Genomic DNA, 15,177 nt, shown 5'->3' on the forward strand with positions numbered 1-15,177 from the left:
ACCTTAATAAAAACAAAAATTTCCCCGAAATGCCCTAGCATTCGGGAAGTAACTTTCATCATAGGCAGGTCTCCCGGCTCCCGGATCAACCTACTCTCCACGCCTTCCCAGGAAATGCTCCCAGTGGCATTCTGTGGATTTCGTCCCCGGTTACGGTTGCTGGGCAGCCCCGGCCTTTCACCGGTGTTCCCTTAGCCTATGATGGTTTTCTATATTATATACTATAAAAGGCCGGATTACCCGGCCTTTTGGTCGGGGTGACTGGACTTGAACCAGCGACCTCTTGCGCCCCATGCAAGCGCGCTAGCCAACTGCGCTACACCCCGATACATTAAAATTATATTCTATCTTTTTTTTTATGTCAAACAATGTAAAATTGTTGAATCTTGTAAAATATGCTTTTTTGATTTGTTCTTTGCTAAAAAGCATTAATTTTTGAAGAATCTTGAAATTAAAAATTATTGTATAAATCTGGAATCTTTATGTCGGATTTTTAGTTTTTTTTATGTTAAAATTAAACGTAGGAGGCGTTTTAGATGTTTAGATTTTATCTAAAATATTTTTTAATTGCTTTTTTAATTTTTTTATTATTTCCTATGTTTTTTTATTATTTTTCGCATCCAAAAGGAGTGAAGATAGAAAAAGCAGAGAATGGAATAAAGCTTCCTATTTCAATGGTTTTAGATTCCAGGAAAACTATTAATCTGGAATTTAAAATTCCAAGCGGGTATAGATATATATATTTTCCATATGTTGAATGTTCATATATTAAAGTACATTCTTCAGGAAAATTGATAGGGAAATATGGATTTAATGACAGGAATGCTCATTCTTGGTTTATTCCGATGTTGTTTGAGATTCCAGAGAATATAAAAACTTTGGAAGTTGAAATCAGTGGAGTTTATTCAATTGGACTTGATGGTTTTTATTTGATAGATAGCAAAGAAAGGATAAAATACTTCTGTTTAAAATTTCTATCTGATAATTTAATAAATATATCTATAGGACTAGTTTTAACACTTGGGATATTGCTTTTAATGCTTTCAAAAAATACGACACTTTCAAGAAAAAATGCATATATATATTTTGGACTTTCAAGTATTTTTGCCTCTATATGGGTTTTTGATCTTGTATCATTTGAAGCTTTTTGGTTTCCTATGAGGAAATTATTTATATCATTTGCATATTTTTCGCTTTTATTAATAATTGTTGGATTTGAAACTTATAACTTTTCAAAAGTTGGTAAAGTGGGAAAGATTGTAGCATTTTTGAATTTTACAGCGGGATTCTTACCTTTACTAACACTTTCTGAATACCAATTGAAAGTTGTTTCGACATACATATCTCCTCTTTTAATGATTGATGCATTGTATATAGTATATATAACTTTTAGGGCATATATACCTCTTGATATGCTTTTTTCTTCATTTTTTGCGATAGCTGTATTTCATGATGCTTTAGTTATGATTTTGAAAGTTCCAACAAGATTTTTTTCGCCGTATGGAATAATTGCAATTTATTTAAGTTTTGCGTCAAATATTCTTTTTGAATACAAAGAAAAATCTACGGAGGTAAATATATTATATGCACAAAGTATTATAGATAAATTAACTGGGGCGTATAACAGAGGAGTTTTAAATAGTAATTTTTTGAAGAAAGGCGATGTGCTAGTTTTTGTTGATCTAAATAAATTTAAGCAAATCAATGACACGCTGGGGCATGATGTCGGTGATAAGGTATTGCAAAAACTTTCAAGTATAATTAAGTCGAATATTAACTCTTCAGATCTTCTCATTAGGATGGGAGGCGATGAATTTTTAATTGTTTTGAAAAGTAAAGATGAGAATATAGCAGAAGATTTGATTAAAAAAATTTTTGAAGAATTTAAAAATTCTTTTGAATTTTCACCAACATTTTCATGGGGTATTTCAAAGATTGAAGATGATAATATAGACAATGCTATTAGGGATGCAGATGATTTAATGTATAAGATGAAAAGAAAAAAATAATTATATAGTAATGCTTTTTTGGTATATATTCCAAAGATGCAGAGCAGGATCGTAGCTTTGTACAAAAAGATTTACTTTATTTTCTTTTAAAACTTTTTTTGTTTTGTTATTGTATGTAATAATAATCTTTCTTTTTTCATCGTATATAATGAATTTTTCATTTTTGAGTCTTTCAAGAAAGTATAAGAATAAAAGATCTATTATATTAGAATTAGAGAAAAATGAAGATATAAATACTCCATTGTATTCTAAAAAGTAAAGCTTTCTTTTAATTTTTTCAAATTCATTCAATACATCTTTAGAAATTTTTCTAAGTGTTTTTTCTAAAAAGATATTTTTGGTAATAACATATTTTATAATTAGCGATTCAATATTTCTGATTTCAGAAAGAAATGGTAAAAAAACGGAATTGTCATGTATAAATTTTTTAGTAAATTCTATTTCAGAAAGATCGATAAGAATTGAATTTTTCCTTTCTTTTTTTAAGACAAAATCTGGTATTATGTTGTTTTTATAGCAAAATTGAATTAGTTTAAGCAGTCCATTAAAGGTTCCATCATATGATACCACCATTTACAAGTCCCACCCATTTTGAGAAAATTCAAATAAAGGCATATAAGTCTTTGAATCTTTAAAGTTTTTTCCTTTAATAGTGATGAAGTTTTTTGCTTTTTTTAGAGAAATTCCTGCTTTTTTTAGAGTTTCAAAGTTAAGTATTCCATGTTTTCTTAGCATGATTATTTTTTGAGCAGATTTAAGGCCAATCCCGGGGATCCTTATTAATTCATCAAATGTTGCTTTGAATATATCTATTGGAAAGAATTCTGGATGTTTGAGAGCCCACAAAGATTTTGGATCGATATTTAAATCCAGATTTTCACAGTTATCAAAAATTTCTTCTATAGAGTAATTGTAGAATCTTATGAGAAAATCTGTTTGATACAATCTGTGCTCTCTTAAGGAATTTTCACTCCTTTGTGGAAGCCTTTTATCTTTGTTTATGGCTATATATCCAGAATAATACACCCTTTTAAGTTTATATATTTTATAGAGTTTACTTGAAAACTCTATAATTTTTTTATCTGATTCGTTAGTTGCCCCAACTATTATCTGTGTTGTTTGTCCCAAAGGAGAATAAGGCTTTACATGTGAATATTTCTTTTTTTCTTCAATGTATTGAAGATATTTGATTGCGGAAGTTTGTAGTGGTTTTTGTATTGCTTCTGGCTTTTTTTCAGGTGCAAGATTAAAAAATGCATCTTTTTTTAAAAATTCTACATTTATACTTACCCTGTCTGCGTACATCCCAGCCTTTTCAACTAACATTTCATCTGCTCCTGGAACTATTTTTAAGTGAATGTAGCCAGGAAATTTTTCTTCTTCTCTTAGCTTTTTTGCAACGTTTACCAATTGCTCCATAGTATAGTTTGGATCCTTTATTATAGCCGAACTTAAAAAAAGACCTTCTATGTAATTTCTTTTGTAAAAATCCACAGTTAGTTTCACAACTTCATCCACTGTAAAACTTGCACGTTTTATATTATTTGATTTTCTGTTTATACAGTATGCACAATCGTATATACATGCATTTGAAAATAATATTTTTAAGATAGGAACATACCTACCGCTTGCCACGCTGTAATACACAAAATCTTTTTTTCTCTCTCCAAAAGAGCATGAAACATCGTATTTTGCAGCAGCAGAAAGAATACTTAGTTTTTCCTCAAGTGTCATACCAACCCCTCCAAGTATACGTTTGTATATATTATATCATGAAAAAATACATTTTTCAAAATTTTGAGATATAAAAGTTGTGTTGAAGTTGAGTTTTAAACAAATTTTATTTATTTTTAAAAGGCTAAAGATACTGGGAAGCTTGGCTACACAAGGATATGTATTATAAATATAGAAAAGTACTGAACTGATTTTTTGTGTGATAAGGAAAGGTTTGGTAGTATGAAACCTATCGAACTAAGAACCGAAGGAGACAATTATCTCGGCTTGAATTCGCTTGATATTCTTTATTTGTTTTTTCAGATTTTTCTTTATATCCTCAAGTGTTTTCATTTTTTTACCTTCATGTCAGTTACTCTTTTAAAGTTTTGAACTCACAAAAACGATTTTCTGACTTCTAAAAAAGTAACGACAGGTTCTTTTCCAATACTTTTTCTACTTATATTATATTTATTAATTTTTGGATGATTTTACTTTGGAAATAGCATTCAGAGATTTTCACAACTTCTCCTGAGTAAAAACCATATTTGTCTTTTTCAATTGTCACATAGAGCTCTATCACTCTTTTACCTCTTCGAAAGTTATTAGTTATTATTTAAAATTCTCTGCGTTTAATTAATTGAACAAGTTTAAGTATCAAAACCTTTTCCATTTGTCACTTTTCCTTCTAGATATCTTTACATCAATAATACCAAAAAAGCAAGTGATAATGCTATCTTGCTATGATTTCCAAATTGTGAATGTTTTCATTTGGAATCTTATCGAAATCATTATCATAACTCACAACAATAAAATCGTACTTTGCAGATGCGATGTACTGATATACGCCTTTTGACTTGAATTTCAGTTTTCCTATTTTTTATCTTTGAGGTAATTGATGCCTACGCTCACCGTGAAAATTTATTCATCTTGAAGCTCTTTAAGAAATATAGGGTAAAGATCTTCTAACCTGTTCTTCGACAAGAACACATCTATATTGTGCGATGAAAAATCCGTAATTATCATGTTAATTATGCCAATGGTGATGATAAAATTCCAAATTCCCTCGAAGCGAATGATTCGATGAATAAGTTAGTATCGATCAAAACATCTTTTTTCTTTATTCTAGCATCTCGTATTGTCAGTAAATTCCATTGTGGTCTATATCATTAACTATCTTACTACAATCTTTCTTTTGTTGGAGAAAAACTTTATTTTCTTAGCAAAGTCAATGCGATTTTTACCCCCTTTTCTCAAAAACATTATAATAACATACTAATTATGGCCTTCTCACTTTTTAATGTTTCAAACAGATATTTTTCTTAAAACTCTCTCCAATCTTCCTCTTGTCCTTTTATCATCCACACACCAGAATGCCAAAATCGTTGGTTGTATCTTTAGTTGGTATTTCTTCGCAAATTCCCTTACCACTTCTGGTGCCATCAAGCTTATCCCAAACTCTATCCCATCATATCTGCCATAGTTTCTCAAAAAACTGTCTATTAGTTTTCTGTCTGGTTCGTCAAGTTCTATATATCTCTGAATGATTTTCCTTAATTTCTTTATCTCTATTTTATCTATTGCTTTCTTAACTACCGCTTTTCGCCCTTCTACATAAGGGTGCGCTTTTATCATTTCTACCACAAATTTCATTGTTTCGTATCTTCTTGCCATGTGCTTTCCAAATTTCTCGATATCCCCAAGCAGTTTGTATGTTTCTTTAAATTTGTCTTTTCTTGACAGATAAAACTTTGCTCTTTCAACCTGCGCTGTGTATGTGCATATAAAAAATCGCTCTCTTTCAGAAAGTGGAATCTGTTTTAATTTTTTCAGCGCCTCTTCAAATTGCTTTTTTATCAATATCTTTATATATTCGTTGTACAAGGGATAGGGAAGTTTTAAACTTTCCACTCTCTTTCCGTCCAATATTTTTCTCAACGTGTTGCCCCGGATCCTTTTCTCCTTCGTGGTTATTATCTCCGATATCCTTCCGGTTGATACCTTCTCTTTTCTGTACGGTTCTATAATCTCTCTTATGGACTTTCTCAAACTTTTTGTGTTTACATAGATCGACACGTCAAATTTTGGAATGTATTTCTCTGCTTCTTTCAAAAGCTTCTCGTATCTTTTTGGAACTTCCAGTGATTTTATTATCTTCGATGTTTTGTAAATGGAAAACGCGTTGATTATTTTTTCAGTCACGAACAGGGTATCTATTACACCGAACAGATTACCAGGTGATTCACGGTAATATCCAAGCCAAAAAACAGCTCCTTGAGAAATTTTGTAGGCGAGCCTTGGATGTTTTTCTTTAATATCCCATGCAAGATCGTTCAAGGAGGAAACAATACAGGTAGGATGAGGAATTTCTTTAGCCTGTTTATAGGCTTGTATGTAATTATGTACAGCTTTAGAGAATTTTTCAGAACTTGCCTCTCTTCTCGCCAGAGAAAGATACAAAAGTGAGAGTGTGGATTTTCTGTAATCGTTTTTCCACACCCGTACTTTTCGCAGAGAATTAACTTTATCTGCTTCAAAACTTATCAAAGTAACGATAACAGTATCTCTTATGGACTTTGACATTTTAGGAAGTTTTCTTTTCAAGTATCTGTATAAATCCAGATTCAGTTGACCTATATATTTTAAAAACACAAGTTTGTTCGCTAAAAGAATATACTTTACTGTTTCAGACTTGTAGTTTTTTAAAGTTTTATCTATTTTCTCGAGTGCTTCCTTGAAATTACCTTTCCATGCAAGCTTCAAGATACAGAGAATTTCCCTGTAATCTTTTGGAATATTTCCTTCACAAGATAGATAATTCGCCGCCGGTAAAGAAAACGCACCATACTTGAAAATATCGTTCAAGCTCTCTATGACTTTCATTTCCAATCCCCCCTTTATATTTATACCTCAAAAAATTCAATTAGTCCAGATTCCATAAAATTTGGTTTTGTGAATGCCATATTAAAGAGGATTTCGGAAAAGACAAAAGTTGAAAGCCATATAAGATATAGTAAGATATAAAATAAGAATAGGTAATGTTTATTTAATTGTAATAAAATTAAAATTTATTTTGCTGAGGAGATTAAATTTAGATTGTTAATCAACTTAAAAGATATAACTGTTCTGCGCTTTACAATCAATTGTCTCTTGATCCAGATGGTTATTTGTATCCTTGCAGTGAATTAATAAGTTATAGATTTAAAATTTGTCACATTACTGAACAGGAAAAACTAAAGGAAATGGTTCATCAGTTTCGATCTTAAACAGTTTTTGGATTGCCTATTGTTCAAGAGATTTGCCTAGATTGCCCCATAAAATATTTATGTTGTGGTGGACACAGAACAGTTGACTTACTTTCTGGAAAAAATTACTTTGATGCACTGGCTAATGGTTTAATTTGTAATATATTTTTATTAAGTATTTTTAATGTTTTGTGGTAGTCTGCTATTATAAATTAAATACAAAAATTTTTCAATAAGTTTGTTTTATCCCAACAGAATTTTAAAGGAGGTATATGAATGTGAAAAAATACACTAAAAAGCAGATATTGCAGTTGTTTAAAGAACATTTTTTATACCTTCTTTTTGCCTTTTTGTTGCTTGTTTGTGCAACAGGGATGACAATTCCCATTCCGTTGCTCTCGAGAAATATCATTAACTCCATATTGACTAAGAGTATTTCGAGCAATCTGTTCAAAATTCAAATAATACTGCTTCTAATGGTAAGTCTATCGAAGGAATTCTTAATGTATATTTCGTATTACATCTTTGAAAGTAGAATGAGATTTTTTTCCTCATCGCTAAGGAAAACTATATTTGAAGTGGCTCAGAATAATTTCAACCAGATTTCTTCTTTAGAAACAGGTAGATTGTTAACCTACATTAGTTCAGATACGGAAAGAATTCAAAAATTTTTCTATCCAAGTTTAGTGTTTTTCATGAAAGACTTACTCACGTTTTCATTTGCCTTAACTGTTGGGCTCTTTTTAAATCCCTTGACCATTGTTGTATCAATCCTTCCTTTGGTGATTTTTTTCGTATTGGCTCACTACGTGAATCCTAAGATTAGAGTTTTAACACACAAAGCTCTTGAGTCACAGACAGAGTTTGTAAGTAGGTTGAAGGAATACATCCAGGGTATGGAGATGTTCAGGGTGTTTTTGAAGCAAAAATTTTCTATAACAAAATTTAAGGAGTTCAATGAGGAGTATACAAAGAATGATATCAGACGAGTAAAGTCAATTATTCTATTTAACATACCACTTACTATACTCTTTAATAGTGGCTATGTCATAGCAATTATCGTAGGGGTTTATCAAATGAAAATAGGTACTATGCAAGCTGGTGGTTTGGTGGCGGTATTGATGGTGGTAAACTACATTTACGATTCAGCTAGAAACTTCTGGGATTTCAACATACATCGCCAAGAGATAAAAGTTGTGTCCAAAAGACTTTCAGAAATTTTGGAAACACCGTTTACAAAAAGATGCGATATTACTGCCGTGCAACAACACTTGAATGGAAAAATCGAATCGCTGAAGATATACATACCAAGTTTTTCTTACAAAAGTGGAACTTTGTTGCTTGAAAACTTCAAACTGCATGCCCAAAAAGGTGAAATTGTTGGGCTTTTTGGAAAAAGCGGAATAGGAAAGAGCACGGTAATAAAGATCATTCTGGGGCTTTTAGGTATAGAAAAGAACTATGTTTTTGTCAACAACGTACCGCTGAATAAAATCGAGATAAATTCGTATTATAGCAGAATTGGTTATCTTCCTCAACATTCGGTTTTATTCAAGGGAACGGTTAAAGAAAACATACTTCTTGGAGAAGAGAAATCTCTTGATAATAAGCTACTGGAATTTCTTGATGATCTCTCACTTGAAAAAGAAGTGGAAGAAGGCGGTCGCAACCTTTCCGGGGGAGAACGACAGAGGATATCGATAGTAAGAACATTTGCAAAAGGTGATAAAGATCTGTATCTTTTAGATGAACCAACAACTTATTTGGATGGAGCAAAGATTAGAACATTAAAAGAACTGATAAAAAGCAAATCAAGCGAGTCTATAATTCTGATTGTTTCGCACTCCCGGAATTTCTTGGAAAATTTATGTGATAGTATCGTAGAATTTTCTTAATGGATAATTTATCACTGAAAGAGAAAACGCGCCGTACTTTAAAGTTTCTTTCAAGCACTCTACGCCTTTCATTTTTAATTATCTCTTTATAGTTATACCTCAAAAAATCGAATTGTTTCAAAATTCATAAAATTTGGTGCTAGAAATGGCCTTCTAAAGAGGATTTCAGAACAGGCAAAAGTTGAAAACCATATAAGATGTGATAAAAGGTGAAGTGAGAGAAAGAAAAGAGGGGATAAGGGGGGATGAGGAGAATTCTTTTAGCTGTATTTCTAATACTCTTACTTTTACCTGGAATCATTTTCGCTGATAAGACAAATGCGGATAACGAAACACACAGATTGTTCTGAAAGTACAGTTGCTTGCAGATGCAGTTGTGGTGGTTATCAAGCAATGTCGAGGAAAGAAACAGGTATTCATACTCTATTGTTAGAGAGGAGATTTTAATTGAGTGTTTCTGTTATACGCGAAAAAAATCAAGTGCTTCAAGTTTACAAAAATATTACACACCGGAAGAGTCTTTAAAAACTAAATTCATGATACTCACATATTGGTTGCTGTACTTGAAAACCATATAGGTTGTATTAGTGTTTGTCGATGGGCTGGGAGAATGAGGAAGTTTTTTGCGGTTATGATCATTTTTATCTTTGGATGTGAATTGATCTTTGCTGGTGAGACGGAGGTAAATGATGCAACGGACAGCCCACTACCTCCACCGAGTAAGCACAGCGTTGGTGTGAAGGAGATGGTGGAAAGTATGGAAGTCTTGATAGGTATTGATAGTCAAGCGAAGGGGGTGGGATGTTTAGATTCCAAATATATATATATTATGAATACTAAGAACGAGATGTTTGAGACATTACTTCCTGCTGAATCATGTAATTTTGCATGTCCTTATTGTTTTCAATATCGGGAGCGAAACAAAATTATGAATCCAAGCTGTTTGAGCGGAGCCTGCTGTCAAAGCTCAAAGCTAAAGGGATAAGCACAGAATGAGGAGGGAAAACTTCTCCCTCCTCACTCTCATCGTCAGTTAGGTATCATTATCAATAATATGCAGGAGGGGGGAAAGCATGAATCTTAAGAGCATTCGAAAAATCTTTCGCTTTTATTCTTTGGTCAGAAAACGCTTTCTGGTACTCATAGTTATAGGCGGTTTTCTCGCGACATCTTCAGTTGCGTTTGATTTTTTTGTTCCTCTTCTTGTGCGGGATGTTATTAACGGGTTAACAAAAATGGAACTGAAACTGAACACGCTCTACCTTCTCGGACTAGTCTACGCTACATCATTTGTTTTGACATATGTTGGAGATCAGATCTACTTGAGGGCAAAGTACAGAGCTGTTGCGGATCTTTCCAGTCGTATCTTTAACCTATCGTTCTTCTTTCCCTGGAAGAAGCTCAAGCAAAAGGGTTCTGCCTATTATGCCACTTTGATCAATCATCAACTCAACGACGCTTTCCTCCTGTTAGATTACGGCTTTTTTGAAAATGCCTTAGTAATAATCCGGAGCATATTCATTCTGGCGACGGTTTTCGTGTGGAGCAAGATCTTCTTTATTTTATTCGTGATCAACGCCTTGATAGTTGGAATTTATTTGAACATAATTGGTAAGGTAACAGAACGACCGTATGCAAAAACATACGAGATGATTCGGCGTGTGACAAATTTCATAACCGAAACCTTTGAAAACATCCACGAAGTTCTTGCAGGGGGAGCTCAGAAAAAGTGTCAGAAAGAGTGCGAAAGGATGTACCAGGAGATAGCAGACACCGCTTTGAAGGCAGAGCTTCCTCGCTCAAGATTCGACAAACTGATGGTGAATCTACCGGAATATTTCACACGACTATTCATTCTGGCCTACGGAGCTTATCTGGTAATAGGTGGAAAGATGACCGTGGGAACGATATGGGCGTTGTGGAGCTATTTTTCTTTTGTGGTGGCGCCCCTGTACATGTTCCGGGAGCTGGCTCGTGTTACCACGCGAGTATCAGCAAACTTGGATGCTGTACTTGCTTATTTCGATGAGGTAAAGCAAGCCGAGGAAACCTTCAAGAGCTCTAAAATAAAACCCATTCCTGGAAGTCCCGTATACGAACTGATAGATGTCGCTTTCGGTTTCGATCCGGAGAACCCCATTTTAAAACAGATCAGTTTCAAGATACAACCCCGTGAGATCGTTGCCATAGTGGGACTTTCCGGAGAAGGGAAATCCACCTTGCTGAACATATTGCTCGGTCTGGAAGAGAACTACGAGGGAGTGGTAAAGTTTCTTGGAAATGATTTAAAACGATTGCCGTCTTCAGCCGTTTTTGAACATGTAGCTTTTTACTCTCAAAATGTTGGTATATTTAACGACACACTGGAAAACAACATAATCCTTGGAAGGGAGTACGATGAAGATAAACTCAACAGAGTGATAAAAGAGCTCGGAATAGAACACTTGAAAGGAAGGAACTTAGGAGAAGGGGGAAGCTTCGTTTCAGGGGGAGAAAAACAAAGAATCCAGCTTGCCAGACTTTTCTACGCAGATAAACCCGTTGTTGTTCTGGACGAACCTCTCACAAACCTCGATACGATAACCGAGAAGTTTTTGCTGGAAAAGCTATCTGAATTTCTGAAGAAAAGAACGACTGTCATGATTTCGCACAAACCAAACATCATTGGCATTGCCAGCAAAATAGTCTTCCTTGAAAATGGTAGGATTTCCGCGATTGGGGAATTCGAGGATTTAATGCAAAATAACGAAACATTCAGAAAAATAATAGAAACGTATGTGAGTGAATCGAAAAAGATCGCTGATAGAAATATCTGACATGCTTACTGGCATAAATCACAAGGAAATGAAGTGAGTTTCTATAACATCGCTGGAGTTTTTTCAATCCAGGTGAAATAGATTTTGTTTAATGGAAGATCTTTCTCTGATCTCAAGGATTTTCGAGTGTTTTCTTGAATTCTTTCACTTATATACCCCTTATATACCAGTTTCTGCACTGACTCCAGTAAATGAGACAAGATAAAAAAGAAGTGAAAACACCTCCGAAGTGATACAATATAACCAACAAGGGGGTGTTTTTCTTTGGCTAAGAAAGGTCAAAAGCATTGTATGCTTTGGATATAAAACAGGAAGTCATTAGACTTTACATGGATGAAAAAATTCCTAAGAAGATTATTGGTTTTCTCTTAGATTTCCCTGAAAGTAGAGTTTGATTGTGGAGAGATTAAAATCTGAGTATGCTTACTTAAAACTTTTGATAGAAAAGATACTTGAAGAAAGAGAAGTAAAAAAACAAAACTTGAGATAATAAATAAACTAGCAAAAGATTTTCATATTAAAGAAGAAATGGTAAAAATAAACAAAGAAAAAACAAAAGAAGAATACAAAAAGTTAATAGAAGAATACATAAAATTCTGCAACGAAGAAAGATATCAAGCAAGATTAAAAAACATGGCTCTGGTGGAGTACCGAAGCCATGCTGTTTGAAAGAGACCATAAAAAAATTTGTGTAGATGAAAAATATAGGAAATAGGTAACCCTCTTCTTGGTATGGTAAAATAAAACCAAGAAGGGGGTATTTTAAATGGTAAAGAAGAAGAAAAAGGAAGAAAGTAACATTGAAAAATTAGCAAAGTTAATAGCAAGGGATCCAGAAGTAAATACAATGAAAGACGTATATTTTTGACAAGATTAAAGAATTGATGGGACCGATAATACAAGAAATATTAGAAACGGAATTAGAAGATGAATTAGGATATGAGAAATACGATAAGGAAAATAAAGAAACGGATAACTCCAAAAATGGATACAGCTCAAAAAAGGTAAGATCAAGCATGGGTGAGATAGAATTGAAAATAACCAGAGATAAAAATGGGGAATATGAACCGAAAATAATACCAAAGTATAAAAAGGATATCTCAGATATTGAAAGTAGAATAATAGGGATGTATGGTTTAGGATTAAGTACGAAAGATATAGCTAAGAATGTTGAAGATATATATGGTGTAGAATTATCAGCTGAAATGATAAGTAAAATTACTAATAAGATATTACCAGAAATTAGAGAATGGCAAAGCAGACCATTAGAAGAGATATACGCTTTTGTTTTCATGGATGGAATAGTATTTAAAATAAAAGATGTTAAACTTTTTTTATTTTCCCATCCTCCATGCGAAAGCTAACACAATCTATATGGTTTTCAAGTCATGAAGGCAATTTCAGGGTGTTCTCAAACAATCTTGTAAAGCTATTTCTGGAGTGTCATGTTTTTTGTAAACTCACAGCGTTTGAATTTTTCCGTGTATAACAGAAACATGGAGGTGATGGGTATGGGGTTTACTCTATTTTAGGATACAGGGCCTCTTGTTATTTTTACATCAACTGTTTTATGCTACCTTTTACCTCTAAGTGATAAGGCACTTAAGTTCAAAAATACTGTGACCTTGCGTATCTGATAAGCCAAAAAGAACAAACCGGGCAACTGCGACTTTGTAATTTTGTAATATAAGGTTATTATTTACCAAGAATGTCCTTGCTCGACATCCTCTACATAAAACGATATAACAAGTCAATTTCCATTTTCTTGACAGGTATCATAGTCTTTGCATCGCTTATCTTTGTTTTAACAGGAAAAATTTAGCACACACGAAGATAGAATAGATAAAATAATTTGATTTACATGAAGTGGAAGTTACCACACGCTCAGTTCACTCTGGAATTGTAAGGACCACTGTCTCTTGATTTACACCCTTTCCAAAAAATATTCCCAATGTGAGGAATCCCACTCCTGTGATGAGCGAGAAAGTCAGCAAAAGCGTGAAGATATCACCTTGAAAGTTTTTCACAGTCGTGTTTATCAAAACATTTCCCCCATAACCGATTGCAAACACACTGGTCATTGTGAGAAATCTCATAATGGCAACCCTTCTTATTCTCAGCACAACACTGCTTATAAAAGCCGACACGCCCAGATTTACGAAAGTTATGTAGACGAAGATTATCAACATGTCTGCGATGGGCGTTTTGGGAAGGTAACGCTGTTTCAGGATGAAAAAGACTGTCAGAAAGACAGCAAGGTAAATCTCTCCGGAAAGCCACATGATAAGCAAGGCACTCTTCAAATAACTCTTTATCCTGAATCCATTCGACAGGAGAAATTCAATCCTTCCACTCTCTTTTTCCGGAATGAGTATCTGCTGAAGATTTGCAAAGATGCCCATTATGATCATACTCAAACTCATTACATATACCGTCTCTGTAACATATACTCTTGCAACATCCCGGCTTGCGAGGATCTGTTTTATCGATTCGTCTGTAAACAGTTGAAACAGCGTGAAAGAGAAAAGAGCCATTATGAAAATCATCACGAAGTAAAAAGGAGGTTTCTTAAAGTTCATTTCACAGAAATACCCGAGTTCTTTTTTCATGATTTTCCCTCCTTAACCATATCGATGAAAAGTTGCTCAAGGGTTTGGTATTTTGACAAGATATCCCATATCAGATCATCAGCCAGAATTTTGCCGTCTTTTATCAGGACGAACCTGTCGGCGAGCTTTTCTACCTCAGCAAGGTCATGCGAAGTTATGAGGACGCTCTTCCCCATTTTTTTGAGCTCTTTTATCATCTCCCTCATGTTTATTCTCGATATTGGATCGAGCCCGCTCATTGGCTCGTCAAGTATCAAAAGATCAGGATCTGGAAGGAGGGCAAGCAAGAAAGATAATTTTCTTTTTGTACCTTTTGAATAAGTGTGAACCTTCTTTTCCAGAAACTCCTTCAATCCGAGCTTTTCCGAGTAATGATTTATCTTTTCTTTACTCAACTTTCCTTCGAAATACCTGTAAACCCTCTCGATATTTTTATAGCCGCTATCCCCTTCCCATAGAAAGTCCTTTTCGCTCATCACAGAGATTCTAAGGTTGTGATTCTTTTCAACATCACCAGAATCGATTTTGTAAATTCCAGATATACAACGTATGGTGGTCGTTTTTCCCGCACCGTTGGGACCTATCAATGCAAGTATCTCATCCATGAAGATGTCAAAAGAAACATTCTTCAAGATATGTTTTTCTCCTATCCTTTTATTAGCTTTTCTAATAGCAACGGCTTTGATTCTAAAATCTCTTTTCTCCATAAGCATCCTTCTCCCTTCTCTGATGCTTTTTGCATGCCCCTTGTTATACATCCGTGACAAAACCATAGATCGCTGCAATCCATGCATATCTCATCTTTATCCTCTGCTTCAGTCTTTCTATATACCATTCTATTTCCCATCTTTTGCTATATATCAACCTATTTATTTCTCTTTCCATAAATT

At 33.8% G+C, this 15,177-nt stretch carries 12 protein-coding genes, 1 tRNA gene and 1 riboswitch; of the genes, 6 read left to right on the forward strand and 7 right to left on the reverse strand.

Going from position 1 to position 15,177, the window contains the following annotated elements; all coding sequences use genetic code 11:
- Window positions 1–46 precede the first annotated feature (46 nt).
- Window positions 47–215, reverse strand: a riboswitch (cobalamin riboswitch).
- A gap of 34 nt (window positions 216–249) precedes the next feature.
- Window positions 250–326: transfer RNA gene (locus tag HNP65_RS09130), tRNA-Pro, on the reverse strand.
- A 210-nt stretch (window positions 327–536) separates the two neighbouring features.
- Between HNP65_RS09130 and HNP65_RS09135 the strand changes: the two genes are divergently transcribed.
- On the forward strand, window positions 537–2,009 hold the full coding sequence (locus tag HNP65_RS09135; RefSeq protein WP_184619947.1) for a GGDEF domain-containing protein: 1,473 nt from the start codon (window positions 537–539) through the stop codon (window positions 2,007–2,009).
- On the opposite strand, the gene HNP65_RS09140 is transcribed toward HNP65_RS09135, so the two are convergent.
- From HNP65_RS09140 to HNP65_RS09150, 4 genes are all read right to left on the reverse strand, one after another.
- Complete coding sequence (locus HNP65_RS09140; RefSeq protein ID WP_184619948.1) at window positions 2,010–2,582, reverse strand: DUF4130 domain-containing protein; 573 nt, start codon at window positions 2,580–2,582, stop codon at window positions 2,010–2,012.
- Complete coding sequence (locus HNP65_RS09145) at window positions 2,583–3,743, reverse strand: putative DNA modification/repair radical SAM protein (RefSeq protein WP_184619949.1); 1,161 nt, start codon at window positions 3,741–3,743, stop codon at window positions 2,583–2,585. It abuts the gene before it with no gap.
- 439 nt (window positions 3,744–4,182) lie between these two features.
- A complete protein-coding gene (locus HNP65_RS09930) occupies window positions 4,183–4,305 on the reverse strand; it encodes a hypothetical protein (protein WP_281364583.1) in 123 nt (40 codons plus the stop codon).
- Between the two features lie 722 nt (window positions 4,306–5,027).
- Complete coding sequence (locus HNP65_RS09150; RefSeq protein WP_184619950.1) at window positions 5,028–6,605, reverse strand: hypothetical protein; 1,578 nt, start codon at window positions 6,603–6,605, stop codon at window positions 5,028–5,030.
- Window positions 6,606–6,889: 284 nt separating this feature from the next.
- On the opposite strand from HNP65_RS09150, the gene HNP65_RS10000 reads away from it, so the two are divergent.
- The 5 genes from HNP65_RS10000 (at window position 6,890) to HNP65_RS09175 (ending at window position 13,042) form a co-directional block, all read left to right on the forward strand.
- Window positions 6,890–6,988, forward strand: a complete 99-nt coding sequence (locus tag HNP65_RS10000) for a hypothetical protein (protein WP_425506726.1) — start codon at window positions 6,890–6,892, stop codon at window positions 6,986–6,988.
- A gap of 251 nt (window positions 6,989–7,239) precedes the next feature.
- Complete coding sequence (locus HNP65_RS09160; protein WP_221236910.1) at window positions 7,240–8,862, forward strand: ABC transporter ATP-binding protein; 1,623 nt, start codon at window positions 7,240–7,242, stop codon at window positions 8,860–8,862.
- Window positions 8,863–9,935: 1,073 nt separating this feature from the next.
- Complete coding sequence (locus tag HNP65_RS09165) at window positions 9,936–11,678, forward strand: ABC transporter ATP-binding protein (RefSeq protein WP_184619953.1); 1,743 nt, start codon at window positions 9,936–9,938, stop codon at window positions 11,676–11,678.
- A gap of 516 nt (window positions 11,679–12,194) precedes the next feature.
- Window positions 12,195–12,347 carry an IS3 family transposase gene (locus tag HNP65_RS09170; RefSeq protein WP_425506727.1) on the forward strand — a complete coding sequence of 51 codons (153 nt, stop codon included), beginning with the start codon at window positions 12,195–12,197 and terminating at the stop codon, window positions 12,345–12,347.
- Window positions 12,348–12,550: 203 nt separating this feature from the next.
- The gene (locus HNP65_RS09175; RefSeq protein ID WP_343043477.1) at window positions 12,551–13,042 is read left to right on the forward strand and encodes a transposase; all 492 of its coding nucleotides are present in this window, start codon (window positions 12,551–12,553) and stop codon (window positions 13,040–13,042) included.
- Window positions 13,043–13,567: 525 nt separating this feature from the next.
- Here the strand turns inward: HNP65_RS09175 and HNP65_RS09180 are convergent.
- Both HNP65_RS09180 and HNP65_RS09190 read right to left on the reverse strand, forming a co-directional pair.
- Window positions 13,568–14,287, reverse strand: coding sequence for a hypothetical protein (locus HNP65_RS09180; RefSeq protein WP_246348253.1), 720 nt, complete (start codon window positions 14,285–14,287; stop codon window positions 13,568–13,570).
- Window positions 14,284–14,994 carry an ABC transporter ATP-binding protein gene (locus HNP65_RS09190; protein ID WP_246348254.1) on the reverse strand — a complete coding sequence of 237 codons (711 nt, stop codon included), beginning with the start codon at window positions 14,992–14,994 and terminating at the stop codon, window positions 14,284–14,286. Before HNP65_RS09190 ends, HNP65_RS09180 begins: the two co-directional genes overlap by 4 nt.
- Window positions 14,995–15,177 lie beyond the last annotated feature (183 nt).

It is taken from the genome of Thermosipho japonicus, from assembly GCF_014201655.1.
GTDB classification, from domain to species: Bacteria; Thermotogota; Thermotogae; order Thermotogales; family Fervidobacteriaceae; genus Thermosipho; species Thermosipho japonicus.